This is a genomic window from Acidithiobacillus sp. IBUN Pt1247-S3 (genome assembly GCF_041146875.1).
In the GTDB taxonomy this organism is placed as follows: Bacteria; Pseudomonadota; Gammaproteobacteria; order Acidithiobacillales; family Acidithiobacillaceae; genus Igneacidithiobacillus.
Genome location: NZ_JBFRXP010000006.1, coordinates 1 through 25,880, shown reverse-complemented (window position 1 = coordinate 25,880; position 25,880 = coordinate 1). Strand labels below are relative to the sequence as shown.

Here is a 25,880-nt window from a genome sequence, read left to right as displayed (position 1 = left end):
CCTGTGGGACCGTGGCTTACTGTCCCTAAAAAGCAAATCGCAAAGAAAAGGCCCTAGCTTTTACGCTAGAGCCTTGATTTTATTTGGCGTCCCCAGGGGGGTTCGAACCCCCGTTACCGCCGTGAAAGGGCGGTGTCCTAGGCCGCTAGACGATGGGGACCTGGAAGCGCGCACTTTACTCGGAAAGAATTTGTGATGCAATAGACCTGTGATGCAATAGACCTTGCATACCGACCGATCGGTCAGTAGACTTGCGCAGATCTGGGGAGGGCCCATGAGCGAATTCGAGAACACTTCCGTAGTGGCCATTACGGTGGCGGTTATGTTGGCAGTGGTCATGCAGGTGCTCGACTTGACCATCGTCAACGTGGCCCTTACCTATATGCGGGGCTCCCTACAAGCCAATAGCGACCAAATTACCTGGGTTCTCACCAGCTACATGATCGCCAACGTGATCCTTCTTCCCCTTACCGGCCTCTTGGTGGAGCGTTACGGCCAACGTACGGTCATGCTGTGGAGTGTGGCGGGTTTTGTCGTGGCCTCGGCGCTTTGTGGACAGGCGCACAGCCTGCCAGAGATTGTCCTTTGGCGTCTCCTGCAGGGGTTTTTTGGTGCGTCCCTGGCACCAGTGGGCCAGACCATCATGCTGCACGCCTACCCCGCGCGCAAGCGAGGGCAGGCGATGGCCATTCTTGGCATGGGGATTATGCTCGGCCCGATTTTGGGGCCGACGCTGGGTGGCTGGTTGACCGATACCTTGAGCTGGCGTTGGGTATTTTACGTTAACATCCCTTTTGGCATTCTTGCCTTTGTCTTACTCCAGGTGGTACCAAATATTGGTCGGAGTGAGCATCCGCGACCCGTAGATTGGTTGGGGTTTACTCTCATGGCACTGGGCTTTGGCGCCCTGCAGGGGGTGCTGAGTCTGGGTAACGAGGATGACTGGTTCAGCTCCCACACCATCATTGTTCTCGGCCTGGTGTCCGTCCTGGGGCTCGCGTTTTTCGTGTGGCGCTCACTTTCGGTGGAGCATCCCGTGGTGAATCTGCGCTTGCTGAAGGACGCCAACTTGTCTCTCGGAAGTGCTGGGATTGCCATCTTCGGCCTTGCCTTGTTTGGTGCGATGGTCATTTTGCCGATCATGCTTGAAGACCTTTTTGGTTATGAGGCCTTTACCACGGGCTTGGTGATGGCGCCGCAGGGTGTTGGTGCAATGATTGCCATGATGATTGCCGGGCGGCTCTTGTCCCGCAACGTCAATCCGCGGAATATTGTTTTGCTTGGCATTGTTTTTGGCGCTATCGGGAGCTGGTACACCACCAAGTACAACCTCGACATCAGCATGGCGTGGGTGATCTGGCCCTCCTTTATTCGTGGCCTGGGCCTAGGCCTAGTCAGTATCCCACTCTTTACTTTGGCCTTCTCGACGATTGCTAAAAAAGATCAGGCTGAAGGTTCCGGCATCTTTAATCTCATGCGTACTTTGGGCGGCAGTATTGGTATCGCTATCGTATCGACGGTGATGACACAAGGAAGGCAGATGGGCTGGAATCAAATGGGAGGATACATCAATCCATTCAACCCCGCCTTTCATCGGTTTATCGCGGCGATGGGTATGGGAGAAAGCCCGCGCGCGTGGCAGGTATTAGGGCATGTGGTGGTTTTGCCCCAAGCCGGGATGCGTGGGGTGCTCGATGCCTTAATTCTGGCATTTTACAGTTTTCTGGTCTTGATTCCTCTGGTGTTGCTCTTGCGCAAGCCGCCGGAGCCCACGGAGAGCGAGGAAAAAGTGGCGCCTGGGCACTGAGATTATTGCTCTACGGCGGTATTCTCCAAGCCGGCGCTAGGTAACCATAGGGTACGGGCAAAGCCCCAGTCGAGAAGCTTGAGCCCCGCCCAGGAAGCCTTCCAGAAACCACGGCCTTCGTCGGTGAAAGATGGAACGCCCAATACGACGGCAATCAATTTTACGTTGCCTTGGGTGCCAGTCACTACCAAGCAGTGGCCGGCGGCATCTGTGTAACCGCTTTTCATGCCGGTAACGAAGGGCACGCGCCCAACGAGCAGATTGGGATTGGGGTTGGTGATGCCCGCGTAGGTAAAGTTTTCGTGATTGAAAAAATGCATGAAATTTGGGAAGCGCTGCATAATGTTACGAGTGAGGACGGCCTGATCGTAAGCACTGGAAAAGTTGTTGGGATGTGGCAGGCCGTCAGGATTGTTGTAGGTGGTGGAGAGCATGCCGAGGCCTTTAGCTGTGGTATTCATGCTTTGTACAAAATTGGGCACCGTGCCGCCGACCATGACGGCGGCTTCTACAGCAGCATCATTGCCGGAGGGCACGGTCATGCCCAGAATCAGCTGCGCCAGGCTGAACGGCAAGCCGGCGCGCAGAAACATCGATGAACCTCCCGTCTGCAGGGCCGCAGGGCAAGGCGTGTACTGGCCGTGCAATTGCAAATGCCCGGCATTGATATCTTGAAAGAGAAGATACAGGGTCATCAACTTACTCAGGCTGGCAATGGCATAGGGCTTGTATGCGTTTTTGGCGGCCAGGATTTGTCCGGTTTCGGCGTTTATGAGGATGTAGGAGCGCGCGTCGATGGGGGGCAGAGAAGAAACGTCTTGTGCCTGTGCCTGAGTTTCCAGACCTAACAGGCAGGAAAGGGAAAAAAATAGGAGATACAATAGGTTGCGAATCTTTTTCTGCGCCGGGGCCATGGCGGTACCGCTCCATGCTAAAGTAATGGATTAGAGTTTAGGCGTTTTTCTCTATTTTTCAATAGATTTTTCTGGAGGTAGGTATGTATTCTCTGGCTGGGTTCCCTGCTACTGCCAGTTTGGCCGCCAGCGGCCTGTGGGGACATCCGATATTGTGGGCCATTGCTGCCTTCATTGTCTTCCTCGCCTTTTATGTGCGCGGCGTGATTGGCTTTGGTTCTGGCCTGATTTCGGTAGCATTGCTGACGTTGTTGTTCCCCATCAAGGAAGTCGTGCCGGTGGTTTTGTTGCTTGATCTGCTGGGTTCGGTGCTTCTCGGCGCCTATGATTTCCACGAGATTCGCTGGCCGGAACTACGCTGGCTTGTTCCGGGAAGTTTGCTCGGCCTCCTCGTGGGCGCCTTTATCCTGGCCGATAGCAATGCCCAGGATCTGACCCGCTTTTTAGGGTTGTTTATCCTTGCCTATGTCGCCTACGCTACCTTGCTCAAGCCAGACAAGTTGCCGCGCTTATCCCTGCCGTGGGGCTTGCCGCTGGGTACCTTTGGCGGGGTTATTGGCAGCCTCTATGGTGGTGGCGGGCCACCCATTGTTGCCTATCTGCAGATGCGCCATCTCGACAAGCGAGCCTTCCGTGCAACCTTCCAGGGCATTGCCTTGACGGACAATATCGTACGCGGTCTCATGTATTTTTTCCTCGCCCTGCTCACCGGGCCATTGGCGCTAGGGTTCCTTCTCTTGGTTCCACCTACCTTACTTGGGCTATGGGCCGGGAATCATTTGCACTTTAGAATTAATCAAAAGATATTCTTGCGTGTTACCCTGATCGTGCTAGCCATTGTTGGCATCAAATATCTCGTGTGACGGAAATAAGGAGCGACTCATGATTTCAGCAGAAGAGCTGCGAGCCCGGTCCCAGGGGGCCATGTCCCTGCATATCGCCTTTATTGGTGTGGTGAACGGGTTGTTTTCTACCTTGCATCGTTTGCAGTCGGCGACTCCTGCCGCCCTGGCAGAGGCGACCGGTCTGGATGCCGGTTATCTGCAGCGCTGGTGTGATGCTGCCTATGCCTTTTCCTGGCTGGAGAAAGAGAAAGATTCCTTTTCGTTGAGTGAAGATGGCGATAGCATGCGCCCCGAGCGTGCGGATAGCCGTATGTCAGCCGCAGTGGGCACGGTGCTGAGCGCCCATATGGCAGAGCGCGCTGCGGGCCTGATGCGCACTGGCGAGCGACCCGGCGAGAAGGTGCTCGCTGAGCGTGACACCATCCTGCCATGGTTTGGGATCATGCTCGAACACAATTTCCGTCGCACCTTCGAAGAAAAAATCGTTCCCCATATTGCGATTTTTGCGGAGATGAATGCCCGTCAGGGATTTGCCGTGGACTTGGGTTGCGGGAATGGCTGGTATCTGCGGGCCTTGCTGGGCAAATGCGCACAGTTGCGCGGCTTGGGTTTGGATGGATTTGCCGAAAACGTGCGTCAGGCCAGTGCCTTGGCAGCGGAGGAGGGGCTGTCCGAACGCTTACACTTTGCCGAAGGTGACATTCATCAGTTCCAGCTTCCGGAGCCCGCCGACCTGATTGCCATGAATCGGGCGTTGCATCACGTATGGGAAGAGGGTGGTGAGCTGTTCGCACGCCTGCACGATGAGCTACGGCCCGGTGGTGCCTTGGTGATCTGGGAGCCTGCCTGGCCGGATGACACGATGGTCCTGCGCGAACCGGCTTATCGTGGTATGGCTTTCCAAAACCTGACGGAGCACGTGCAAGGAAATCACTTCCTGCGACCAGCAGAAATTTCTGACGCCCTTGCCTCGGCAGGTTTGCTCGCCACCATTCACCCCATTGGCAGCGATGTGGTCATCGTCGGGCGGCGCAACGGCGCTTGACAGCAGGGGCGGCTTTTGGAATAGTACGCCGACCAGAAATTGGGGCTATAGCTCAGCTGGGAGAGCGCTTGAATGGCATTCAAGAGGTCAGCGGTTCGATCCCGCTTAGCTCCACCAATATAGAAAACGAGTTACGCTGTTTGTGCGTAGCTCGTTTTTTTATGGAAAAGACGCGATTTCATATGCTTCGGTAAAATTGCCTGTCTGTAGGTAGAGCCCCCGGAAGTGTACATACAGTCCCGGCTAATCGATCACTGGCAAAGACATCAAATAGCACTTCGCTGAAGATGATCCAGTTTTGCTCCCTATCTTAGCGGTACCAAAGAATGGCGTTATTTTCCAGCGGCACCCTACACAGCGGATGCCGCGCAACAACGCGTGGGGTATAATCTGAGACCGGGCGGCGTTTGGCGAGATTGCAGCGATAGGTAAAGCCATTGACTGCGCCGGCCAAGGACTCCGAGCGCTGCATTGGATGCAATTCGGGAGCCGAACTCTCTATTCCATTGGCAAACAACTCCACCTGAACCATTTCCGGCGGAATATCATCCAGATAGACATGCATTTGGAATTGAAACTCTGCGCCGCTATCCTCGCAGTGTAGTTCGCCAAAGCGCAATCCGTGCCAGTGCGCCCGCAAGTGATTCTGCCACGCGCAAATGCCTTGCAGTTGTTTCTGGGAGGATCGCTCGCGTAGCAGTTTGGCTGCGGGCAAATACAGTTTTTCTACGTATTCCTGCAACATGCGATGGCTACTGAACTGCGGTGTCAGTTCAGCCATGCTGGCACGGATTTTCGCTACCCAATCGCATGGGCAACCACTATCGTCGCGCCCTTGGTAAAAAAGTGGGGCAATTTCCTGTTCGATCGTTTGATAGAGATGCTCTGCTTCTTGCCGATCCCAGGCGGGGTCGGCATTGTGCTCGTGGCGGTCGCCCAAGGCCCAGCCGACCTCCGAGCTATAGGCCTCCGCCCACCAGCCGTCCAATTCTGAGAAATTCAAACCGCCGTTGACCAAAACCTTCATACCGCTGGTACCGCTGGCCTCCCAGGGCCGCCTAGGGGTATTGAGCCAGACATCGACACCCTGTACCAGTTGCGCGGCGACGAGCATGTCGTAGTCGGCAATAAAAACGACATTGTGGAAGATGTCGGGATGACGGCGGAGAAATTGCGTCCACTCCTGAATCATCGCCTTGCCATCACCATCACGCGGATGTGCCTTGCCGGCAATCAGTAGTTGTACCGGATGGCGCGGGTCGCTAAGGATGCGATACAGACGTTCTGGATCGCTGAGCAGGAGGTTGGGGCGTTTGTAGGCAGTAAAACGGCGCGCAAAGCCAATGGTCAGGGTGTTGGGATCAAGAACCAGTGCTGCAGCGTCGATCTCCTCCTGCGGGCGGTGCGCCATGGCGAGCTGGCGTTGCAGGCGATGCCGGGCAAAATCGATGAGATGCTGGCGCCCTTGTCCGCGCAGTTGCCAAATCTCCGCATCACTCACGCCGCGAAAGTGTGCGCTGATTTCCTGCAAATCTTCCAACCAGCGCGGGGCGCCACAGTGTTTCGTCCACAGGGCATCGGCTTCCGCATTGTCCCAGGAGGGAACATGGACGCCGTTGGTGATGGCGGAAACCGGTACCTCGTCTGTCGGCCAGCGCGGGAAGAGGGGCTGAAATAGTTGCCGGCTCACCGCCCCGTGCAACGCACTGACACCATTGACCTGGATGCTTCCGTGGATGGCCAGCCAAGCCATGTTGAAGGGTTCGTGAGGATCCTCGGCATCGGCACGGCCCAGTCCCAGAATGTGCTGCAGGTCGACGCCAAAAACCTCTGGTGCTCCCTCTACATAGCGGGCGAGAAGTTCTGGTGCAAACCGGTCGAACCCCGCCGCTACCGGGGTGTGAGTAGTGAAGACATTGCCAGCGCGCGTGGCATTCAATGCACACTGAAAATCGCTGCCATGATCCTGCATGTGGCTGTAAATGCGCGCGAGGATGGCGAAGGCGGCATGACCTTCATTCAGATGGCAGACATCCACTTCCATGCCCAAATGACGCAGCAAGAGCCATCCACCAACACCGAGACAAATCTCCTGCTGCAGCCGCATTTCCGGCCCACCGCCATAGAGCTCTGCAGTGATGCCCCGGTCGGCAGGACTGTTGAGTGGATCATTGCTATCGAGGAGGTAGAGAGGGACTTCTCCTACTTGGGCCTGCCAGGCGCGCAGAATTACCTGGCGACCGGGGAATGATAACTCGAGGCGTAGCCATTGACCTTCTTCGTCGCGCACCGGCACTACGGGTAGCTGCGTAGGATCGTTATAGGGGTAGAGCTCCAATTGACGACCACAATCATCCAGATTTTGGCGAAAATATCCTTGTTGCCAAAGAATGCCGATGCCGACCATGGGCACGCCGAGGTCACTGGCAGTTTTCAATACGTCGCCGGCGAGGATCCCGAGGCCGCCGGAGTAAATGGGCAAGGCCTCGGAAAGACCAAATTCCATGCTGAAGTAGGCAACGCGTTGCAAGAGCGAGGAGGATACATTTTTCTGAAACCAGTGCTGGCTGCGACTCTCCTGGCGATGACGCTGTAGGTGCTCTTGCAATAGGGCGAGAAACTCGTGGTCGTGAGCGAGTTTTTCCAATTTGTTCGCTTCCAGATTCTGCAATAGCAGCCAGGGGTTGCGTGTCCTTTCCCAGAGACTGCCATCAAGTCGCTCCCACAGTGCATCGCTGCGGTAGCTCCAGGACCAGCGCAGGTCCAGGGCCAGTTCGGTGAGCCCATCCAACGCTTCAGGCATCTGTGGCAAAACATAGGACGGCGTAATTTTCATGATGAAATCCTCCAGCACTCGCTATTCAAGTGTAGAACACGCGCCCGCCGAACAATGGCGCAGCGCGCTATAATCATACAGCATATAATCAGATTAGGAGATCAGATATGACTGAAGAGGAAGTGGATTTGCTGTGTATCGGTGCAGGGGGCGCTGCGTACCCGGCGGCATTTCGCCTGGCGCGTGCCGGGCGCAAGGTACTCATGATCGACCCCAAGGGGGTAATGAGTGGCAACTGCTTATACGAGGGTTGTGTGCCGTCCAAGGCTGTACGGGAGATGGCGGCATTGGCAGGGGAAGCGCAGCGCTTTGCCGCTCCCATCGGGATGGCCGGCAGCTTGTCTCCCAGTTACACGGCCATTGTGCAGCACAAGGATCATGTGCAGAAACGTCGGTATGCGCAACATGCGCAAGAACTCGCGGGTCAAGCGGGGATCGAGTTGCGCAAAGGCATGGCACGCATCCTCGATCCCCACACGGTGCAGATTGACGATGATCTAGGCAGCAAAAAAGTTCACTGCCGGCATATCCTTATCGGCAGTGGTTCGGATGTCTTCATACCGGCCATTCCTGGTGCAGAGCATTGTCTGACCAGTCATGATCTCTACAAGCCGGACCCCGCGCTGCGTGACTTACCTAGCCGCATGATCGTTGTCGGCGGGGGCTATATTGGCCTCGAAACCGCCTCTTTTTTCGCGCAACTGGGTAGTCAGGTGACGCTCTTGCAGAAGGGTGGGCAGATCCTCAACGGCATGGACCCGGTTATGGTGGCATTGCTCCAGCCCTTGCTGCCCAAGGCGCTGCGTATCTTGACGGACGTGGATGTACAACGAATTGAGCGCCAGGGAGATCTGCGCAAAGTGGTCTGGCAACAGGCTGGACAGCAGGAGAGCGCCGAGGCTGAGGCCGTGCTTTTGGCGGTCGGACGTCATCCGGTAATCCCCGAGGGCTGCGACGATCTGGGTATTGCCTTCGATCATCATGGCATTCAGGTGGGGCCGAGCCTGCAAACCCGGTATCCGCATATTTATGCCGCTGGCGACGTCAATGGTCGGGTGCCATTGTTCCATGCAGCGGTGCGACAATCGCTGGTCGTGGCGCACAACATCCTGGGTGGAAATCAGCCGTTGGATTATGCGGATTTCCATACGGTACCCACGACGATTTTTACTCTGCCGGCAGCGGCCTATATCGGCATCACCCCGGCCAATGCCCAAGGGCGGGACCTGCTGGTGGGACACTACGATTTTGCGGAAGACTCGCGTGCCCAGATCCTGGAACGGATGGACGGTGAAATCCGTCTATTCTTCGATCCATCATCCCTGCGCCTGCTGGGTGGCTGGATTGTGGGTATTGATGCCGGCAATCTGATTGGTCAGATCGGTACGGCGCTGCAGCTCGGCGCGACAGCCTACGACCTTGCCCGCTTTGCCGACCAGCATCCGATGTCGGCAGAAGGGATCGGCAAGGCCGCCCGCAGTCTATTGTGAGACTGCGGACGGGTAGTGCCCTTATTAACGTGCGGCGGGGTGGATGAAGGCTTGGGCACCAGCGAAGGTAGCGGCGGTGCCCAATTCTTCTTCGATACGCAGGAGCTGATTATACTTGGCGACGCGCTCACCGCGGCAGGGTGCGCCGGATTTGAGGTGACCGGTGTCGAGGGCGACGGTGAGGTCGGCGATGAAATCATCGGTGGTTTCGCCGGAGCGGTGCGAGACGAAGGCGCCCCAGCCGTGGAACTGCGCGAGGCGTGCGGCGGCGAAGGTCTCGCTGACGGTGCCGATCTGGTTCAGTTTGATGAGCACAGAATTGGCAATGTTGTCGTGAATGCCGCGGGCAATGATCTCCGGGTTGGTGCAGAAGATATCGTCGCCTACCAACTCGATGCGGCTGCCGAGGCGCGCGTTGAGCTGCTTCCATGAGTCCCAGTCATCTTCTGCCAAACCATCCTCCAGCAGCACGATGGGATAATCGTCTACGAGTTTGACGTAGTATTCGATCATTTCTTCGCTGCTGATCGTGCGATTTTCGGTGCGTAGCTGATACTTGCCATCCTTGTAGAACTCCGAGGAGGCGGGATCGATGGCAATGCCGCAGTCCTTACCGGGGGTGAAGCCGGCTTTCTCGATCGCGGTGAGCAGCAGATCCAGGGTCTCGTGGTTGGAATGGACCGCCGGGGCAAAGCCGCCCTCGTCTCCGACACCAACGCTCAGATGTTTTTCCAGCAGCAGGCTTTGCAGCACGTGATAGATCTCCGCTCCCCAGCGGATTGCTTCGCGGAAGGACTCGGCGCCAAACGGCACCAGCATGGTCTCCTGAAAATCCGCCCCCTGCCAGTGGGCATGGACGCCACCATTGAGGACGTTGAGGCAGGGTACCGGCAGGCGGCTGGCACTGGGCCCGCCCAGATAGGCATAGAGAGGCAGATCCTTGCTCTCGGCAGCAGCGCGCGCGCAGGCCAAAGACACCGCGAGCAGGGCATTGGCCCCCAGGCGAGACTTGTTGTCGGTACCGTGGAGGCCGAGCAAGGTATCGTCGATCATCTTCTGCGCACTGGCATCCAGATCGATGAGATTGGGGGCAATCTCTTCTTCGATGTGCTCGATGACTGCCCGTACGCCCTTGCCAGCATAGCGCATGGGGTCCTGGTCGCGCAGCTCCAGGGCCTCGCGGCTGCCGGTAGAGGCGCCCGATGGCACGGCGGCACGGCCGCGGCTGCCATCGGCGAGCAATACCTCGGCTTCGACGGTGGGGTTGCCGCGCGAGTCGAGAATTTCGCGCGCGATGATGTCTTCAATCAGGCTTTCCATTGCTGTCTCCATGGCTGTAGAAGGGTACTTCCGGTACGGCGAGGTCAATGACCTCCAAACGATTGGTGCCGCCAGGGTGACCCTGGCTTGGCCCTTGGGTGAGAATGATATGTCCCTTTTGCCAGCTATTTTCGCGCAACCAGTCGCGTATCGCCGTTTCCCAGCTTCTGCTGCCGGGGTCGAGAAGGAGCGGGTGGACCCCGGAATAGAAGCAAAGCCGCTGGCAGGTGTCGGCGTGGCGGCTGGGAGCCAGAATCCAGGCAGCGGGGCGCAGGCGAGCGATGCGTGCTGCCGTGGCCCCGGTTTCGGTGGGGGTGACAATGAAGACTGGCTGCAACATTGCCGTTGCCGAGCGCACATCGCAGGCAATCACCGCCTCGACGGGCATCTTTTGTACTTTGGGGCAGGCAAGGTCGCGGGCGGTAAATTCCGAGCCTTCGATGTCGGCGGCGATGCGCGCCATCATCCGCACACTTTCCACCGGATACTGTCCCATGGCCGATTCTTCCGAGAGCATGACGGCGTCACTGCCATCGAGGATGGCGTTGGCGACATCCGTTACCTCGGCGCGGGTGGGACGGGCGTTCTGTACCATCGACTCCAGCATCTGGGTGGCGGTGATTACCGCTTTTCCGGCGGCGCGCGCCTGATGAATGATCTGTTTCTGTTGTCGGGCAATGCTTGGGATCGGGGTTTCTACCCCAAGATCACCGCGCGCCACCATGATGGCATCGCAGGCGGCGAGAATTTTGGGCAGGTTGCGCACGGCGCGCTGGCGTTCGATCTTGGCGACGAGAAAGGGCGCATAACCCTGCTCGGCGGCTAGGCTGCGGGCGTGCTCTAGGTCGCTGGCCGTTTCGACGAAAGAGACGCTCAGGCCATCGACGCCCAGGGGCAGGATGGCGCGCAGGAGTTCCTGGTCATGTTCGGTGAGGGCACTACCGGCAAGCAGCAGACCAGGGAGGTTGACGCCCTTGTGCGAGCGCAGTTCGCCGCCAATCAGGACGCGGCACTGTAATACCCCTGCTTTTTCCGCGTCGACCCGCAGGTGCAAAAAACCATCGGCAAGGAAGACGTCATCCCCTTTGCGCAGTGGGCGTGCCAGATTTGGTAACTCCAAGGGCAAATAGCGTTGATCCTGCTCTTCGCGATAGGCACCCGGTCCCAGGCGCAGGCGTTCGCCCTTTTTCAGTTGAATGGCCTGGGGGAGGGTACCAATACGAATCTTGGGGCCGGGCAGGTCCGCCAGGATGGCCACTCGCTTGCCGACGCGCTCGGCGGCCGCGCGAATGCGTTGAATACGCTGTGCGTGCTCGGGGATACTGCCGTGGGCGAGATTGATGCGTGCCACATCCATCCCAGAACGCAGCATGGCCTCGAGGATGGCGCTCTTGTCCGACGCCGGGCCGATGGTACAAACGATTTTGCTCTTCTGCGGGGGTAAGCGGGCCATGATCGCGTCACTTCTCCTGCAAAAGGGTGAGGGCATGCTCCAGACCGCGGTCTTCTACCACCAGACTGTGAATTGCCCGACAGAGGGCGATAGCCTCTTCCTGGCTGCGCTGATGGACATTACGACCGGTGGCACAGCCAGCGCTATGCCCCTCGCGCAGTTGCTCGTCTAGACGGCGCAGGAAGTCTTCGGGTTTCACTTCCGAGCCGCCCGCGCATACGACTTGGGTACGCCCCGCCGCGGCCACGGCTTCCCCGAGGAGCCTCGCTTCCGGGATACCTTGTTCGTTGAGCGGCGGATTCACTTTGACGAAATCTGCTCCCAGGCAGGCGACCAAACCGGCAGCACCGGCGATCAGGTGCGGATCTTGTTCGTGCTTGCCAACCGCCTTGCCCCGCGGGTAGGCCCAGATCACCGCGAGCAAGCCCAGATGATGGGCGTCGTGAATGAGCTGCGCCGCCTCCGTCAACATCTCTGCCTCGAACTCCGAACCGGGGTAGAGGGTATAACCGACCCCAACGACGGGAAGCCCGGCGTACTCTATGAATTGCGCAACCTGCGCCATGCTCTGCCACTGGCGGCTACGCGGGTCGTGCTCGGCCCCCGGCAAGAGGTGGGTCTTACTATTGAGTTTGAGCAGGTACGGAATCTCGGGATAATCCACCCCGTACTGCGCCACTAGGCCGAGCTGGGTGGCAAAGCAACCAACCGGTGCCTGGCTCGCGATGCGAAATAGATGCTCGGGATCGGCATCGTCCACGGCCACTTGGCCACCAACGAAATCGTCGTTCAGGTGCTCTACTTTTTGGTCCCCCGCCATCAAAAACAGGCGTCCGGAGCCCTGGGTGATGCGCTTATAGTTTTCCTGCCAGCGCTGGCTGGCGGCCTTACTGATGCCGATGGGTGCAGTGCGTTGGGTGTTCATGGTGTTCTCCTTCTACAATGCGAGACTCTCCACTTCGATTTGCCGCAGCAGAGGGTCGAGGTCGTTGTGGGCAAAAAGTCCGGTACCGGGTTGCGCTGCCGTGGCACTGCCACAGGCCACGGCTAGGCGTAGGGCCTCTTCTGGGCGCTGATCCTGGGCAAAGGCGGCGACCAGCCCGGCCACCATCGAGTCGCCAGCACCGACCGTAGAGCGCACGGCAATGGCAGGAGCGCTGGCAAAAAACCCCTGCTCAGGCCCGATCAATAGGGCGCCTTCGCCACCCAGGGAGACACAGACATAGTCGATGCCCTTTTGCTGTAGTTGGCGGGCGGCCTGTATCAGGTCTGCGCGGCGCGGCAATGCCTGGCCGGTCAACTGCCGCAGCTCATAGGAATTGGGCTTGATCAGAAATGGACGGGCGGCAATGCCCTGTTGCAGGGCCTTGCCGTGGGCGTCCAGGACGACCCGTGCGCCTTGCTTGCGCAGCTCTGCAATCATCTGCGCATAAAAGCCCTGCGGCACCCCCGGGGGCAAAGAGCCGGTGAGGACCGCTATCCCGGTTCCTGCCAGAGCCGCAATTTTGTCGCGCACATCCTGTAAGGCCATGGCGGAGAGCAAGGGGCCTTGTCCCGTCACCTCGTACTGGACCGCCGGTTCCTGCTGGAGCAGGGTGGCATTGATCCGCGTTTCGCCAATCACCTCGATACAGTGGGGGTCATCCAGACTATGGCGGAGCAAAGTCTGCAAGAGGCGACCAATGTGCCCTGCCACCACACAGCAGCTATGCGCGCAGACGAAGAGTTCCTTCAGCGCCTGTGCGACGTTGATGCCGTTGCCACCGGGGTCGAAGCGGGTGCTGGTCGCATGGGTCTTCTGGTCGGCTAGTAATTGTACGAACTCATAACTAACATCTACCGCCGGATTCAGGGTCAGCGTGACGATGTCGGCGCAGGGGTGACAGATAGCGTCGTCGCTCATGCCGGCTCCCTGGCAGAATGCAACAGGGCCGCCAGTGCTGCTGAGACCAAGCGCGCCCGCGGCGGGTCGGCACGTGAGGTAAGGATGATCGGCACCCTGGCGCCCATAACGATGCCGGCCAGGCTCGCGTTGGCGAGATATTCGAGATCCTTGGCGAGGATGTTACCGGAGACCAAGTCCGGCACGAGGAGGATGTCCACGTCTCCGGACACGGCACTGTGAATCCCCTTTATCTTCGCAGACTGCGCCGAGATGGCATTATCGAAGGCCAACGGACCATCGACGATGGCATGCTGGATCTGTCCGCGCTCGGCCATCTTCGCCAGACAGGCGGCGTCCACTGTGGACGCAATGGCGGGATTGACCGTCTCCACTGCCGACAGCACCGCGGCCTTGGGCTGCTCGATCCCCAGAATCCGCGCCAGATCGATGGCGTTTTGCAAAATCGCGGCCTTGGTCAAGAGATCCGGACCGATGTTGATGGCGGCATCGGTAATGAGCAGGGGCTTGTGATAACTCGCCAGCTCCGCTACAAAGATATGGGACAGACGCCGATCCGTGCGCAATTTGGCCAGAATGGGGTGCAGGAAGGCATCACTGTGGATGTGGCCTTTCATGATGGCTGCTGCTTCGCCACGTTCGACCATCTGCACCGCTTCGTCCGCCGCGGCTTCGCTATTCGGGACATCAACAATCCGAAAAGACGGGCAGTCACCGGTATCGTGCTGCAAGCTCGCCAGCAACTCGCGGATCCGTTGCGCATTGCCGAGGAGGATTGGCTCAACGATGCTCTGTGCCTTGGCGGCACAGGCGGCTTCGAGCACCTCTTTTTGCCCGGCATCCACTACCGCCACTGGAATGTCATCCAAGGGTGCTACCTGCTGCAAAATCGCATCAAAATGAGAATAGGACATGCAATTCTCCGTTATTCTGGCGAAACTCTTTTCGAAAAATTTGTTCTAGCCGACCACCTGGCGAGAGCGCAAACGCAACAACCCATGGTGTTCCTCCAAGGTCAGGCCGTGACCCTCCACGCGGAAAGTATAGGTCAAAATTCCGCCAAGCAGGCTCAAGAGCGCCATCCCCAGCAACACAAGGCCTACGCCCAGGTCTTGTTGCAGTATCGGCAAGAGGAATACCGCCAGCGTCGCACCAATCTTGGCGAAGGCGGCGGCAAAGCCTGAACCCAGGGCACGCACCTGAGTAGGGTACATCTCGGTGGGCAAGATAAAGGTGGTGGCGTTGGGTCCGACCGTCATGGTGAAATTGTAGAGGGCAAAGCCCAAGAGCAGCGCAAAAAAGGACCAATGTGCTGTAGACGCCTGCCAAACTAGGAACAGACCCAGGGCCATGCCGAGAAAGCCGCTGATTTGCATCTGCATACGCCCAAAACGCGGCACTAGCCAGAGGGCGGCGAAGGCACCGGCCAGCAAAAAGAGGTCGATGCCCCCCGTATGCAAAGTGTTGATCCAGTCTTTGTGCCAAGTGGGAAGGTCGCGGGGCAGAGTGCTAACCGAAGCGAAGAGAATCGGGGTGAAGAGGCCGATACCGTAGGTTGCCATGTCCATCAAAAACCAGGGCAAAGTGACGAGCAAGGTGCGGCGGCGGTATTCCGCGGTAAATAAAACGCTCCAGCCAATTTTGGACGCCAGCGGCGTTTTGCTTACTTCATGCACTTGCGTACCCAGTTCGATCGCCATCCGTTGCAGCTCCGCTACGCGCTGTGGCACGAAGCGGGTCAATTCTTTGGCGGCAATCTGGTTTTTGCCATGGGCCATGAGCCAACGCACGCTCTCGGGTAGATACCAACGACCCAAAAAATAGGGCAGGGTGAGGATCGCCTGCGATGCCATCAGCCATCGCCACGCCGCGCCGCCCCCATGCAGGAGTAACAGAGCGATTCCGGCACTGAGCAACATGCCCAAAGGTTGTAAAGCCATAGAAGCTGCCAGCATGCGCCCACGATGCTTTTGTGGCATGAACTCCGAGATGTAACTGCTGCCCACGGGAAAGTCGCCGCCTACCGCAATTCCGAGAAAGAGTTCTCCCAGAATCAACAGGGTTGTGTCCGGCGCGAGACTGAGCCAGATGCCAGCCAGCAGCAAGCCAAAGGCATTGGCGATGAGCAGGGGGCGGCGGCCAAAGCGGTCGGCGAGGTGTCCGCTGACAAGTGCACCGATGACGGTGCCACCCATGAGGCTCGCAGCCGCGACCCCCATGCTGCTAGGACTGAGAAGAAAAGGACCGCGCAATAGAGGCAAGCTGATGCCCAACACCATCATACTGACGCCACTAAGCAGCGGCCCGGCTGTTGCCAACAGCCACAGGCGATAATGCACCGCAGACAAACTCGCCTGATCGAGTATATCCGCCATCGCCTGATGCTGCGGGTGGACTTTGGCGATGGCTATGTGTTTTTTCATGGAGAGAGCATAAGGCGCTCCCTCTGTACGGGCAATGCGGCGTTACAGCCCCGGAATACTGGTGACGCCGCCGTATACGCCGAGCCCAGCGCTGACTCCACCCAGGGCTAGTACCAGCCAGAAATACCAACCGCGCAGACGATGCTCGCTGGGGAGGGCCTTGACCGCCAGAGCTATCAGAAAGCCCAGAACCAAGGGAAGAAGCAGAGCGTTCATTACCTCCACGGCGATGTCGAGGCTGACCAGATTCGGGATAAAGACCACGGCGACGGCACCGGCAATGAGCACCAGCGTATAGGTGCCATAAAACCAAGGTGCCTCCTTGGGATGGTGTTCCAAGGAGTGCTTGAATCCCGTCACTTCACCCCAACCCCAGGCCGCTGCCAGTGTGGCGACGATAGCGGCAATCATACCGGCACCCACGATTCCCAAAGAGAAGACGACCCGTCCCCAGGCTGTGCCAAGGAAGGGGGTGATGGCCTCAGAGAGTTGTTGTACGGTATTCAAAGCGGCGTTGGAATTGGATAGACCAATGGTGGCAGCGGTGGCGATCAATACTGCGGCCATGATCAGCTGGGTGATTACCGCGCCGATGCCAGTATCCCAACGGGCATGCCGATAATCTTCGGCACGCAGCCCCTTGTCGGCCACTGCCGACTGTTGATAAAAGATCATCCACGGCATGATCACCGCGCCAATATTGGCGGCCACCAGCATCATATAATCACGGTTGCCCAACTCCACTTGCGTAAGGCCATGGAGTAAGCTGCTCATGTCTGGATGAGCAGCCCAGGCGATCCCGAAGAATACGACTTCAAAGGCACCAAAAATCAGGGCAATGCGTTCCACGCGCCGGTAAGAGCCAGTCATGACGATCAACCAAAGCGCGCCTGCCCCCAACACCACGCCAACCGGCCGTGGCAAACCGAACAGCTCACTGACGCCAGCTAATCCAGAAAACTCCGTGAGCAGAGCACCAGCACTGGCGAGACTCAGTCCGGTTACGGACACGTAGGCCCAGTGTTTGCCAAAACAGTCTGAGATCAGTTCGCCGTGACCCTTGCCAGTAAAGATGCCCAGTCGCACGGTCAGCTCTTGCACTACGTATAAGATTGGCATCAGCACCAGTTGCAGGAGGAGAAGGCGATAGCCCCATTGGGCGCCACTCTGTGCTGCCGTAATGACGCTGCCAACGTCGGTATCTGCCAGCATGACCACCAAGCCGGGGCCCAACACAGCAAGGAAGGTGCCCAAGCGACGTTTGTGCGGGAGTTGTTGTGAACTATCTTGTACGGCTGCCATGTTCTGCGGACCTCAGTGTTCATAGAAATGATAACGCGAATGATTATCAAAACTAAGGTGGAAGTCAACGGCCAAGATCCCGCAGTCTCAACGGGTCGCTTTGCCAATTTTTCTGCAGCACAAAGGGGAGCTTCGCAATGTATGCCACTGCCACCGATGTATTATCGCGTTTCTCCCAACAGCAGGTGATGCTCTTGCAATCGCGAAACTACCTGTCCAGCGGTAAAGACGCCGGAACCGGAGACGTGCAGGCCGGCATAGTGCAGCCCCTGAATCGTCCAGCGGTTGCAAGTATGAAATAGATCATAGGTGGCAGAAGAGCGAAAAAACCAAGTATGGGGCCAAAAATTGCACGGCAGTGGCTGCAATTTTTCATTCCTAAAGTTTATGTAACGCGCGACATAATCCACCAGCCGCGCGAATTCATGCCGTCGGAGGCGTATGGAAAACAGGCGAACGGTTGGCAACAAAGCGGCTTCTACGTCGCGCGTGTTTACACCTTGAATACATACGATGCTGGTGGAGGGAAAGCAGGAGAGTTGGCGTGCTCAGCAGGCCTTTTCGCGCGTCGTTGCGCGATCGGCCTTGCGCTGCCAACCAGATAATAAGCCCCGGCCGTCCTGGTCACCGGCGTACCGTCACGCCCTCGTTGGGGCGCGGACGGCACACTCGTCTCCCAAATGACTTGTCGGCAACCATGCGGCACAGCACTCGCCTACACTCCCGGCTTCGCGGTCGTTTCGGCGGATGCAGCTCGCCGCGTTGCCTACCGGGGACTACTCGCCCTCGCTTCGCTCTCCTAGCTCGTAGCGATAGCAAGAAAAGTCTTGATTGCGCCTGGGTTGGCAGACATGTAGTAGGCCCTGTTCCCCCAACCCACTAAAAGATAGCGCGCATTGGGATACCACGGCTTCAGTTCTGGAAGAAAACGAAAAGTAGTTTGCGCCGGGAAGGCATAGCCCGTATGCCAACCGGTATCCACCAGATATATCTGGTAATACTGGTGGTGCAAAATTGGCGTCAAGGGCTGAACGCCAAGAGGGACGGGGGGAGTGGTTGCACAGCCGTTTAGAGTCAAGACACACAAAAAAATCAAGGGTAGGGGGCGGAAGCCGAACTGCCTAAGCGTTGCTGAAATCCAGGCAAAAAACGCCGTGAACCTGATCTTCGTCGGGCCAAGGGCGGGATAAGCAAGATGATGGCGGGCTGCCTGCATATCTCTTGGGACCGAAGCGAGCCAGAGGAGTTCTGTCCTATGGCGACCGCAAGCGACGCTGAGGATTCACACCGTAACCTTTGCGCCATGGCCACAAATCAAAGCCCATCACGAAACCCCTTAGAGATATGTGATCCATCGCAGAAAGGCTTGTTCTTCGACGCGCCACATCGGCACAGCGTAACGCGATTACGGACCTCGTAGGCAAAACCATCAGCGCCATAGACCTGAACGTAGCCACGGAGCCAAATCGGGCCAGAGCAATGTTGATCTGGGTCCTCAATCAGCGCGATAGAAGGCTCGAAGGCCTTCTCAATGGCCTCACCGGTTTTGTTGTCCCAGGCGACGAGCCGACCCGATGGACAATCACAGGTCTGGGTAACGAAATGCTGCTGTGAAGCTGGGTGGTCTGTCTTCAAGACGAGATTCCAGACTTGCCCATGGGGATCACAAAAACGTGCGGCTGAGCACAGGCTCTCAGCATCGGTGAGCGACATTACCGGACCCTGTATGCGCTTTGTCTGGGTCAAATACGGTCGGCGATCCGCTATTTCCGTGCCGTCAAAGCCCACTCGTTGATGCGAGCCATCGCAGAAGGGTTTATTTTCGCTATGTCCGCAGCGACACAAGGCATATTGCGCCTGGCTAGGGAAGCTCCGTCCTGGCTCCCAGCGTATAGATTCCCTCTCAGCATTTGTGCCAATCGTCTCCACGCTAAGTGGTAGCCCTCCCGACACAAAATAAGGTCCATCCGCGGTAATTTCCACTTTCGCTGTACTGTGATCCTTGCTCATTATAGTGCTCCTATAGTTGGTCCTTGGCTGTAGCCCCTAGTCCCATCCGCGTAAGATAGGACCCTCTACCGCCATAGGATTTTTGTGAGGATTCCACGTAGTATCTGGCCTCAATCTGGTTTTCATCCGGGTCGCAGAAATAAACGGAGATTCCCTCGCCTCGGGCCCCATTGCGAAGCATGGGGCCTGCTGTTAGAGGAATGTCATGCGCGCGGAGTCGTTCTCGCAGACGCTGCCATTCTGGGTGAGAGAGCGCAAGACAGAAGTGATTGAGGGTACCCCTGGCAGGATCAGGATGATCCCCGGGGTCGGGCTTAGGATGGGGGAACAGATCGATGATTGTCTCAGCGTTGACCCGAACCGAGGGAAAGGGAATTTGTCCAGACCGAAACTCCTCCACTCGTAGTGCTGGAAGCCCAAGGATTTCGGAATAGAATCGGAGAGATTCGTCCGCATCACGAACATTCAAGGCTAGATGATCCAAAACCCAATCCATGACACCCTCCTTGTATTTGCAATTCCCAAGAGGCTGGGGGTTCAGTACACGGGAACGAGTTCATACCCTTTCTCTTGATAAGCGATCACGGAAATAAACCCGCTTTCAACGGGATGTACCTCTGCAATCAGGCTTTTGGGGTGTACGTCCATTCCCTGCATGGCGACGCCGCAAGCCTGAAATGCTATCCCTTGTTTACTGAGCTTCACAATTTCTTTTTGCAGGTCAGCGACACTCCTCTCTTCCATATAGGAAATCCCGCGCCGATCCTGGGTCAGGAATGCCACGTCTGGGCCAATGAACACCATGATAAAGTGTGGTGTGACGTGTTGCTGTATGAATTGCTTCCTAGTCAGGCCGATGACCTGGACAAGATGATCTACCGCCCCAGGATTATTGATATTGACCAGAAAAATGGCCTTAGCCGAATGTAAGCCAGAAAGGGCTGCCGAGTCATTGAGCGAACTGGCAATTGCGTGGGAGGAAACAGTGAGTATTGACAATAAAATAAAAACTAATATTCTGATTTTTCTCATAGACGTTCTCCTTACGTATGTCGCTTTGGCCAGCACAAGAATAACCAAAAAAAAAGCGCCCGGATGATTCCTAATCTGTTCTCAGTATAGTCGGGAAATGGCTGAATCGGACGACTTTAAGCGTAACCCCAAGAGTGAAGAGGTCACAGAGTTCTGGACGGAAATCGAAAAGGCTTTGCGCTAGCCCCTCTTGCGGTCCTGTTGCTGACGGCGCGGAATGCTGGGATTGATTGGCGTCCGCTCGTGATGGAATGCTGAAATCCTTTGTTGACTCATTGCCGATTAGTGGTGTGCATCAAGCTTTACCGCAAATGGGCCAATTTGTGGTAGCGATGCAGGATCCTCGCAGCACCCGTCCAGCCCATGCCAGTAGAACGCACCGACGCCACAATCCGTCTTTATTGGGTCATCGTTATATTTTACTAGACACGCTGGTAAACCTCGCTATATACATATGAATACAGATAGTCGCCAAGGAGTTCCCTATGAAGTTACCTCGTTTGCACCTGGCCGCCCTTGCACTGGGCGCGTGCATGGTATTGCCCGTAGCCGCCCATGCCTCTAACAAGATTTTTGTGACCTTTGCTGGTTCCATGGGCAATGTTATGAATCTGCATTTAGGCCCGGCCTTTGCCAAGGCTCATCAAGTAGAGTTCCAGGGGGATGGGCAGGGTGCTTACGGCCTTGCGCATCTGATTGCCGGACATCAGCTTACTCCCGATGTGTTCATCTCTATTACTCCTGGCCCCATCGAGGTCTTGATGAAGGCCGGACTTGCCAAAAAAGCCTATCCGGTTGCCAGTACCCAGATGTGCATTGCCTACAGCCCCAAAAGTCCATTTGCGAAAGATTTCGCATCCGGCAAGATGCCCTGGTACAAGATTCTGGAAATGCCGAATGCAGCCTTCGGCCGCACCGACCCCAAAACCGACCCGCAGGGCCAAAACATTGTCTTTACCATGCAACTGGCCGAGCGCTACTACCACCAACCCGGTTTGGCTACGAAAATTCTTGGCCCCATTGAGAATCCCCAGCAGATCTTTAGCGAAATGTCCTTGCTGGCACGTTTGAAAAGTGGCCAGATGGCGGCCTCCTCGGGATACCTGAGCGCGGTAAAGTCGTTGCATTTGCCGTACATTAAACTGCCGGTGGAAATCAATCTGAGTGACCCGGCGTACAAGAAATCTTGGTATGACAAGGCTGGCTTCAAACTGAACGTGGATGGCAAGGAAAAGACCGTCACCCCGCAGCCCTTGGTGTTTTATGCCGTCGTCCCCACCGATGCCCCCAACCCCAAGCTCGGGGAAGAGTTTATCCAGTTCCTGCAAAGCCCAGAGGGGCAGAAGATGTTCCACGACGATGGCTATAGTGCACCCAAGGGCGACCCTCTCGGCTAATATGAGGACACTCCGTACCGCATAGGCAAACCATATTCGGCCTGTTTTTTGAAACAGGCTGTTTTTCTCCTTACCGCTATATTTATTTAGATATCAAAAATACAGGAGTGTACTCTCATGAAACGCAAGAACATCGCGGCAATCGCAGTTGCTAGCTGTGCCCTCGCCGGAGTTGCCCAGGGCGAAACCCTGAGCCAGTTTTTTGCCCAAAGTACAATCGACGGCCAAATTCGTTCCTATTATTTCAGCCGCCTGTATGGCACGCCAGACACTCCCAATGCCTATGCCTATTCTCTCGCCGGACGATTGAATGTGCTGACGGCACCATTCCTGACCGGGTTCCAGGTGGGGGTGAGTTTCTACACCGCCAATGCCATGGGAACTTTGGCCAGCAACCCAGATCGCGTCGACAAAACCCTGATGGGCGATCAACCTTCCGTCAATGCGCTCGGACAAGCCTATATTGAGTACTCCGATCCTTGGTTTCAGGTGAAGGTGGGCAATCAACTGGTAGATACACCGTGGCTAAATCGTGTGGGGGGACGAGTCATCCCTGTCACTTACCAGGGCGTAACCGCGCAGGTTTATCCCATGCACGGACTGACTCTGGAGGGGGTGCGGATTTTCCGTTGGAAGGATCGCACCACCGATAACTTCTATCGCGACAATCTCTATTATCCTGGGCATTATGCTGGGGATTCGTTATACGGCGGACCCAATGTGTTGCCAAACGATACCCCAGCCAGCAATGGCGCCTTCGCCTTCGGCGCGCGCTATACAGGCTATGGAGCAAAAACACAGGCATGGTTCTACCAGTTCGATCAGTTCACCAGTCTGTTCTACTGGGCCGGCAGCTATCGCTTACCCATCAATGGGCCCGTCCAGCCCTTCCTGGCGGCACAATTTACCCGTGGCTGGGGTGCTGGCGAGGCCTTCGCCAGTACGGATACCACCCTATTCAATCAACCCGGCCAGGGGGTCAATGCCACCAGTTGGGGCCTAAAAGCTGGGTTTCACTTCCCCCACGGTAGCCTTTGGTACGCCTATGCTGCCACCGAACTGCACCCCGGTGCCCTGGGTGGTGGCGCCATCGTTTCACCATATACCGTCGGCTATACGGCAGATCCCCTCTACGTAGATGCGATGATTCAGGGCCTCGTTGGGGTGGGGCCAGGACATGGCTGGCGGGTGCGCGCAGCCTACTGGCCCATTCCAAAGCAATTACAACTAACCGCAGGCTTTTCGCAATTCAACACCTATTTTTCCGGCGACAGCAACTGGACCCACTTCAACGTTAGCTACTTCCCCGAAGGATTTCTGAAGGGACTATGCCTACGAGATCAAGTGGAGGTCGGTAACGGTGGGGTGACCGGCCTCTACCCCGGCGCCGGTCAACATTCCTTTGTCTACAACCGGGTGATGTTCACCTACAAGTTCTAGCGGCTCATCCGAGAGCGTCATCAGTCTCACAAAAGCCCCTCCTTAGGGGCACTATTCTCTCCCCGCGCCCCATATCCCGAGCATTGACGGTGATGACGTGAGTTATCTCGCGTGAAGTGCCCATCTGCCTCCCCGTTCCCGCACCTGCACTTATTTCTACCGAGCATTATTCGCTTTTGAGTGGACCAGGTAGGTTTGCAAACAGTGGGTATCGGGGTGGGTTGGGTGTTTCTGGAAGAGGATTCAAGCAAAAAATCCACGCAAAGGTCCACACAAAGGTGTTTTCAATCTTCGTGCTTGGGTTTACATTCGGTAATGAATCGTTGAGGGCAGCCATCATGATCAAATTTGCCGCACTATCTCTTGCATTTAGCATTGCCGTTGCCGGGCTGGGTACCGCCTGGGCTAGCTCTACTGATATTCCCAGCCCTCAAGCCCTCTGGCAGCAGATCCAGGTACTGCAAAAGGAGCATGCCATCATGCCCGAGAGCCGTACTTTTCAGGCAGGCTCCCGGATCGTAGACGTCCACACCACTGATCTCGCCAGCGCGGCAGCGATTCAGTCCATCAAAAAGGCGGGAGGGATTGTAAAGGTCAGCAAATATGAGAACGGTAGCCTTCTGGTGAAAGAGAATTACAACCAGGAAAAGAAGCTGACTGGAGTCACCGCCATGCTCAAGGCCAAGGGCTATGATGCCAGTGACCGAAACTGGGTAATGGCAGCCTACAAGCCTGACGGTACGGTAGCTGCTTTTGGCAAGATCGGTTCTTGTATTGCGTGCCACGTGATGGTGAGCAAACAGGATTTTGTCTTTGCACCACCCCCTCAGCAATTGCTGTCGGTAAAAACCTGGAAGGCGTTTTTTCCCAAACAGGAAATGAACCCGGTTTATGTGACCATGATCAAGACCCACCCCAAAGCTGTAGTGAATTGAACACAGACTCTTAGGAAACCCTCATGCGCAAAATCATTGCTGTCGTCCTGGGCATTTTCGGGGCTCTGGTATTGTTGTCTGGACTACTGTTCTTTCTGCAAGGCACTGGGTTGTTTCCCTACCCACGCACGAGTTTTATGATCAACGAGCAGATCTGGGTGATCCGCGGAGCCATCTTGTTTATTCTGGGGTTTCTCTTGATGTTCCTGGCTCGTTGGCTGCGGCGTTCGCGCAGCCAATGATAGGCATTTACGGCGATCTGCTAATGACTATTCCCCGCACGCGCGGAATGAACTCAGGGGAAACCGGTGCAAAAAGGGGAAGGATGGGTTGCTGTGAGACAGTCTGCAGGCATGTCACTGAGGATTCCCGCGAGGGTGTACTGTGCTAGAGTTATGGCACCTCTAATACCCAGCACCGGTCCCGCCCATGCCAAAAGAACGCACCGAAGTCCCAATAGACGCCACTCCCCAGTTAGAGCTTTACGGTTTTTGGCGCTCATCCGCGACCTTTCGAGTGCGAGTCGCCTTGCACTGGAAAGGGATTGCGGTGACGGAGCACCCCATCAACCTGGCTGCAGGGGAACAAAGGCAGGAGGAATATCTGGCCCTGAATCCTATGGGGGCAGTGCCGACCTTGGTGGACCAGGGGCGGGTCCTGACCCAATCCTTAGCGATTCTCGAATATCTGGAAGATAGCTATCCCCAGCCACCCCTTTTACCCACTGAACCATATGCCCGCGCCTGGGTACGCGCCCTGGCAAATCTGCTCACCGCCGATACTCACCCGTTGATCACCCCGCGAGTGATGAGCTATCTCCAGCAGCAGACAGCCTGGACCGCAGAGCAGGCCCGCGCATGGCAAACCCACTGGTTTCATGACGGCTTGCTGGCTATAGATCGCAAACTCATGGCCGATGGGTTGAGTGGAGATTTTTGCTACGGCGGGGAAATCACTATTGCTGACATCTGCTTGGCCAGCATTGCTGCAACTATGGATGCCTTGAGCATTGCCTTACCCGAGACACGGCTTGTAGCGCCAATCCTTTCCCGCTGTCAGGCGTTAGAGGCCTTCCAGCGAGCGGCGCCACGCTTGCAGGTGGGGGCGCCGCAGTGAGCCGGCGTATCACCAGCTTGGGGAAAACCCACGAACGCGAATGGAGAACTGGGTGCAATCTCCCCCATCCCGCTCAACGAACTACGCCCACGATGGTCTAGAATGTGCCCCAAGGGGAGAATGTCATTTGTTCGGGGTTAGACTTCGTGGCGCTTCGATTTCCGGGATGGCTCCGCACGCGGACTCTCTGCTAGAAATGAATAGCCATTTAGGCATTGGCTTAGCACTGTAACTTGGTCTGGCAGGCCGCTAAACGGTATCAGTAGGCGTCACGTAACCGCACAGGGACGCACCTGCAAGGTAAACGTGAAACCTGAAAAACTTAGGAGATTATTTACTAACATAATGTTTTGATTGGTGGGTTGTGAGGGGATCGAACCCACGACCCGCTGATTAAGAGTCAGCTGCTCTACCAACTGAGCTAACAACCCAATGCGGCGCATGATACCAGATTAGGGAGGAAAGGCAAGAACTAGCCTCTTCCAATGACACATGAGCCTGAAGGGAGGGCGTGATTCCAAGGTGAAGTGAGCCTGAACGGTCTGAGTTTGGGATCATCGGAGGATGATCGTGACACTCAAGACACAAAGACTACAGACCCTCGACCAGATC

General features: G+C 56.7%; 23 protein-coding genes and 3 tRNA genes. 10 read left to right on the top strand and 16 right to left on the bottom strand.

Annotated elements, in window-relative coordinates:
- Positions 1-84: 84 nt before the first annotated feature.
- Positions 85-160, bottom strand: a tRNA-Glu gene (locus AB4090_RS05650).
- Positions 161-274: 114 nt separating this feature from the next.
- Between AB4090_RS05650 and AB4090_RS05645 the strand changes: the two genes are divergently transcribed.
- Positions 275-1,807: a DHA2 family efflux MFS transporter permease subunit gene (locus tag AB4090_RS05645; RefSeq protein WP_369572895.1), complete on the top strand. Its 1,533-nt coding sequence runs from the start codon at positions 275-277 to the stop codon at positions 1,805-1,807.
- A 2-nt stretch (positions 1,808-1,809) separates the two neighbouring features.
- Here the strand turns inward: AB4090_RS05645 and AB4090_RS05640 are convergent, their stop codons facing one another.
- The gene (locus AB4090_RS05640) at positions 1,810-2,721 is read right to left on the bottom strand and encodes a D-alanyl-D-alanine carboxypeptidase family protein (RefSeq protein ID WP_369572894.1); all 912 of its coding nucleotides are present in this window, start codon (positions 2,719-2,721) and stop codon (positions 1,810-1,812) included.
- Between the two features lie 83 nt (positions 2,722-2,804).
- On the opposite strand from AB4090_RS05640, the gene AB4090_RS05635 reads away from it, so the two are divergent.
- The 3 genes from AB4090_RS05635 to AB4090_RS05625 all read left to right on the top strand — a co-directional run bounded on the left by AB4090_RS05635 (position 2,805) and on the right by AB4090_RS05625 (position 4,728).
- Entirely contained in the window at positions 2,805-3,584 is a 780-nt protein-coding gene (locus AB4090_RS05635) for a sulfite exporter TauE/SafE family protein (protein ID WP_369572893.1), read from the top strand.
- 19 nt (positions 3,585-3,603) lie between these two features.
- On the top strand, positions 3,604-4,611 hold the full coding sequence (locus tag AB4090_RS05630) for a trans-aconitate 2-methyltransferase (protein ID WP_369572892.1): 1,008 nt from the start codon (positions 3,604-3,606) through the stop codon (positions 4,609-4,611).
- A gap of 41 nt (positions 4,612-4,652) precedes the next feature.
- A tRNA-Ala gene (locus tag AB4090_RS05625) sits at positions 4,653-4,728 on the top strand.
- Positions 4,729-4,921: 193 nt separating this feature from the next.
- Here AB4090_RS05625 and glgP read toward each other — a convergent pair.
- Positions 4,922-7,447, bottom strand: coding sequence for an alpha-glucan family phosphorylase (gene glgP, locus AB4090_RS05620; protein ID WP_369572891.1), 2,526 nt, complete (start codon positions 7,445-7,447; stop codon positions 4,922-4,924).
- A 107-nt stretch (positions 7,448-7,554) separates the two neighbouring features.
- Here glgP and AB4090_RS05615 point away from each other — a divergent pair, with 107 nt between their 5' ends.
- Entirely contained in the window at positions 7,555-8,937 is a 1,383-nt protein-coding gene (locus tag AB4090_RS05615) for a dihydrolipoyl dehydrogenase (protein WP_369572890.1), read from the top strand.
- Positions 8,938-8,961: 24 nt separating this feature from the next.
- Here the strand turns inward: AB4090_RS05615 and eno are convergent, their stop codons facing one another.
- From eno to AB4090_RS05555, 12 genes are all read right to left on the bottom strand, one after another.
- On the bottom strand, positions 8,962-10,257 hold the full coding sequence (eno, locus tag AB4090_RS05610; RefSeq protein WP_369572889.1) for a phosphopyruvate hydratase: 1,296 nt from the start codon (positions 10,255-10,257) through the stop codon (positions 8,962-8,964).
- Positions 10,241-11,710 (bottom strand): pyruvate kinase, encoded by a 1,470-nt coding sequence (pyk, locus tag AB4090_RS05605; RefSeq protein WP_369572888.1) that lies wholly within the window; start codon positions 11,708-11,710, stop codon positions 10,241-10,243. The genes eno and pyk overlap by 17 nt, the downstream gene beginning before the upstream one ends.
- 7 nt (positions 11,711-11,717) lie before the next feature.
- Positions 11,718-12,635, bottom strand: a complete 918-nt coding sequence (locus AB4090_RS05600) for an aldolase (RefSeq protein ID WP_369572887.1) — start codon at positions 12,633-12,635, stop codon at positions 11,718-11,720.
- Between the two features lie 12 nt (positions 12,636-12,647).
- On the bottom strand, positions 12,648-13,613 hold the full coding sequence (pfkB, locus tag AB4090_RS05595; protein WP_369572886.1) for a 1-phosphofructokinase: 966 nt from the start codon (positions 13,611-13,613) through the stop codon (positions 12,648-12,650).
- A complete protein-coding gene (locus AB4090_RS05590) occupies positions 13,610-14,527 on the bottom strand; it encodes a bifunctional enoyl-CoA hydratase/phosphate acetyltransferase (protein ID WP_369572885.1) in 918 nt (305 codons plus the stop codon). Before AB4090_RS05590 ends, pfkB begins: the two co-directional genes overlap by 4 nt.
- Before the next feature lie 45 nt (positions 14,528-14,572).
- The gene (locus AB4090_RS05585) at positions 14,573-16,036 is read right to left on the bottom strand and encodes an MFS transporter (protein ID WP_369572884.1); all 1,464 of its coding nucleotides are present in this window, start codon (positions 16,034-16,036) and stop codon (positions 14,573-14,575) included.
- A 42-nt stretch (positions 16,037-16,078) separates the two neighbouring features.
- Complete coding sequence (locus tag AB4090_RS05580; RefSeq protein WP_369572883.1) at positions 16,079-17,338, bottom strand: NRAMP family divalent metal transporter; 1,260 nt, start codon at positions 17,336-17,338, stop codon at positions 16,079-16,081.
- A gap of 161 nt (positions 17,339-17,499) precedes the next feature.
- Positions 17,500-17,805 (bottom strand): DUF2459 domain-containing protein, encoded by a 306-nt coding sequence (locus AB4090_RS05575; RefSeq protein ID WP_369572882.1) that lies wholly within the window; start codon positions 17,803-17,805, stop codon positions 17,500-17,502.
- A 332-nt stretch (positions 17,806-18,137) separates the two neighbouring features.
- A complete protein-coding gene (locus tag AB4090_RS05570; RefSeq protein WP_369572881.1) occupies positions 18,138-18,554 on the bottom strand; it encodes a DUF2459 domain-containing protein in 417 nt (138 codons plus the stop codon).
- Positions 18,555-18,652: 98 nt separating this feature from the next.
- Positions 18,653-19,348 carry a CDGSH iron-sulfur domain-containing protein gene (locus AB4090_RS05565; protein WP_369572880.1) on the bottom strand — a complete coding sequence of 232 codons (696 nt, stop codon included), beginning with the start codon at positions 19,346-19,348 and terminating at the stop codon, positions 18,653-18,655.
- A gap of 10 nt (positions 19,349-19,358) precedes the next feature.
- Positions 19,359-19,844 carry a VOC family protein gene (locus AB4090_RS05560; protein ID WP_369572879.1) on the bottom strand — a complete coding sequence of 162 codons (486 nt, stop codon included), beginning with the start codon at positions 19,842-19,844 and terminating at the stop codon, positions 19,359-19,361.
- A gap of 41 nt (positions 19,845-19,885) precedes the next feature.
- Positions 19,886-20,380 (bottom strand): DsrE family protein, encoded by a 495-nt coding sequence (locus tag AB4090_RS05555; protein ID WP_369572878.1) that lies wholly within the window; start codon positions 20,378-20,380, stop codon positions 19,886-19,888.
- 485 nt (positions 20,381-20,865) lie between these two features.
- Between AB4090_RS05555 and AB4090_RS05550 the strand changes: the two genes are divergently transcribed.
- The 5 genes from AB4090_RS05550 to maiA all read left to right on the top strand — a co-directional run bounded on the left by AB4090_RS05550 (position 20,866) and on the right by maiA (position 25,268).
- Complete coding sequence (locus AB4090_RS05550) at positions 20,866-21,777, top strand: extracellular solute-binding protein (protein WP_369572877.1); 912 nt, start codon at positions 20,866-20,868, stop codon at positions 21,775-21,777.
- 117 nt (positions 21,778-21,894) lie between these two features.
- Positions 21,895-23,217, top strand: a complete 1,323-nt coding sequence (locus tag AB4090_RS05545; protein ID WP_369572876.1) for an OprD family outer membrane porin — start codon at positions 21,895-21,897, stop codon at positions 23,215-23,217.
- Between the two features lie 221 nt (positions 23,218-23,438).
- Positions 23,439-24,152: a cytochrome P460 family protein gene (locus AB4090_RS05540; protein ID WP_369572875.1), complete on the top strand. Its 714-nt coding sequence runs from the start codon at positions 23,439-23,441 to the stop codon at positions 24,150-24,152.
- Positions 24,153-24,175: 23 nt separating this feature from the next.
- On the top strand, positions 24,176-24,394 hold the full coding sequence (locus AB4090_RS05535; protein WP_369572874.1) for a hypothetical protein: 219 nt from the start codon (positions 24,176-24,178) through the stop codon (positions 24,392-24,394).
- 187 nt (positions 24,395-24,581) lie between these two features.
- The gene (gene maiA, locus AB4090_RS05530) at positions 24,582-25,268 is read left to right on the top strand and encodes a maleylacetoacetate isomerase (protein ID WP_369572873.1); all 687 of its coding nucleotides are present in this window, start codon (positions 24,582-24,584) and stop codon (positions 25,266-25,268) included.
- A gap of 355 nt (positions 25,269-25,623) precedes the next feature.
- Here the strand turns inward: maiA and AB4090_RS05525 are convergent.
- Positions 25,624-25,699: transfer RNA gene (locus tag AB4090_RS05525), tRNA-Lys, on the bottom strand.
- Between the last annotated feature and the right edge of the window lie 181 nt (positions 25,700-25,880).

Coding starts and splice junctions, on each gene's coding strand:
- pyk (WP_369572888.1), bottom strand. CDS start 11,710: ATGGCCCGCTTACCCCCGCAGAAGAGCAAAATCGTTTGTACCATCGGC.
- pfkB (WP_369572886.1), bottom strand. CDS start 13,613: ATGAGCGACGACGCTATCTGTCACCCCTGCGCCGACATCGTCACGCTG.
- AB4090_RS05550 (WP_369572877.1), top strand. CDS start 20,866: ATGAAGTTACCTCGTTTGCACCTGGCCGCCCTTGCACTGGGCGCGTGC.
- AB4090_RS05600 (WP_369572887.1), bottom strand. CDS start 12,635: ATGAACACCCAACGCACTGCACCCATCGGCATCAGTAAGGCCGCCAGC.
- AB4090_RS05635 (WP_369572893.1), top strand. CDS start 2,805: ATGTATTCTCTGGCTGGGTTCCCTGCTACTGCCAGTTTGGCCGCCAGC.
- AB4090_RS05555 (WP_369572878.1), bottom strand. CDS start 20,380: ATGAGAAAAATCAGAATATTAGTTTTTATTTTATTGTCAATACTCACT.
- AB4090_RS05640 (WP_369572894.1), bottom strand. CDS start 2,721: ATGGCCCCGGCGCAGAAAAAGATTCGCAACCTATTGTATCTCCTATTT.
- AB4090_RS05570 (WP_369572881.1), bottom strand. CDS start 18,554: ATGCAGGCAGCCCGCCATCATCTTGCTTATCCCGCCCTTGGCCCGACG.
- AB4090_RS05560 (WP_369572879.1), bottom strand. CDS start 19,844: ATGGATTGGGTTTTGGATCATCTAGCCTTGAATGTTCGTGATGCGGAC.
- AB4090_RS05565 (WP_369572880.1), bottom strand. CDS start 19,348: ATGAGCAAGGATCACAGTACAGCGAAAGTGGAAATTACCGCGGATGGA.
- maiA (WP_369572873.1), top strand. CDS start 24,582: ATGCCAAAAGAACGCACCGAAGTCCCAATAGACGCCACTCCCCAGTTA.
- AB4090_RS05645 (WP_369572895.1), top strand. CDS start 275: ATGAGCGAATTCGAGAACACTTCCGTAGTGGCCATTACGGTGGCGGTT.
- AB4090_RS05535 (WP_369572874.1), top strand. CDS start 24,176: ATGCGCAAAATCATTGCTGTCGTCCTGGGCATTTTCGGGGCTCTGGTA.
- AB4090_RS05585 (WP_369572884.1), bottom strand. CDS start 16,036: ATGAAAAAACACATAGCCATCGCCAAAGTCCACCCGCAGCATCAGGCG.
- eno (WP_369572889.1), bottom strand. CDS start 10,257: ATGGAAAGCCTGATTGAAGACATCATCGCGCGCGAAATTCTCGACTCG.
- AB4090_RS05580 (WP_369572883.1), bottom strand. CDS start 17,338: ATGGCAGCCGTACAAGATAGTTCACAACAACTCCCGCACAAACGTCGC.
- AB4090_RS05590 (WP_369572885.1), bottom strand. CDS start 14,527: ATGTCCTATTCTCATTTTGATGCGATTTTGCAGCAGGTAGCACCCTTG.
- AB4090_RS05545 (WP_369572876.1), top strand. CDS start 21,895: ATGAAACGCAAGAACATCGCGGCAATCGCAGTTGCTAGCTGTGCCCTC.
- AB4090_RS05615 (WP_369572890.1), top strand. CDS start 7,555: ATGACTGAAGAGGAAGTGGATTTGCTGTGTATCGGTGCAGGGGGCGCT.
- glgP (WP_369572891.1), bottom strand. CDS start 7,447: ATGAAAATTACGCCGTCCTATGTTTTGCCACAGATGCCTGAAGCGTTG.
- AB4090_RS05630 (WP_369572892.1), top strand. CDS start 3,604: ATGATTTCAGCAGAAGAGCTGCGAGCCCGGTCCCAGGGGGCCATGTCC.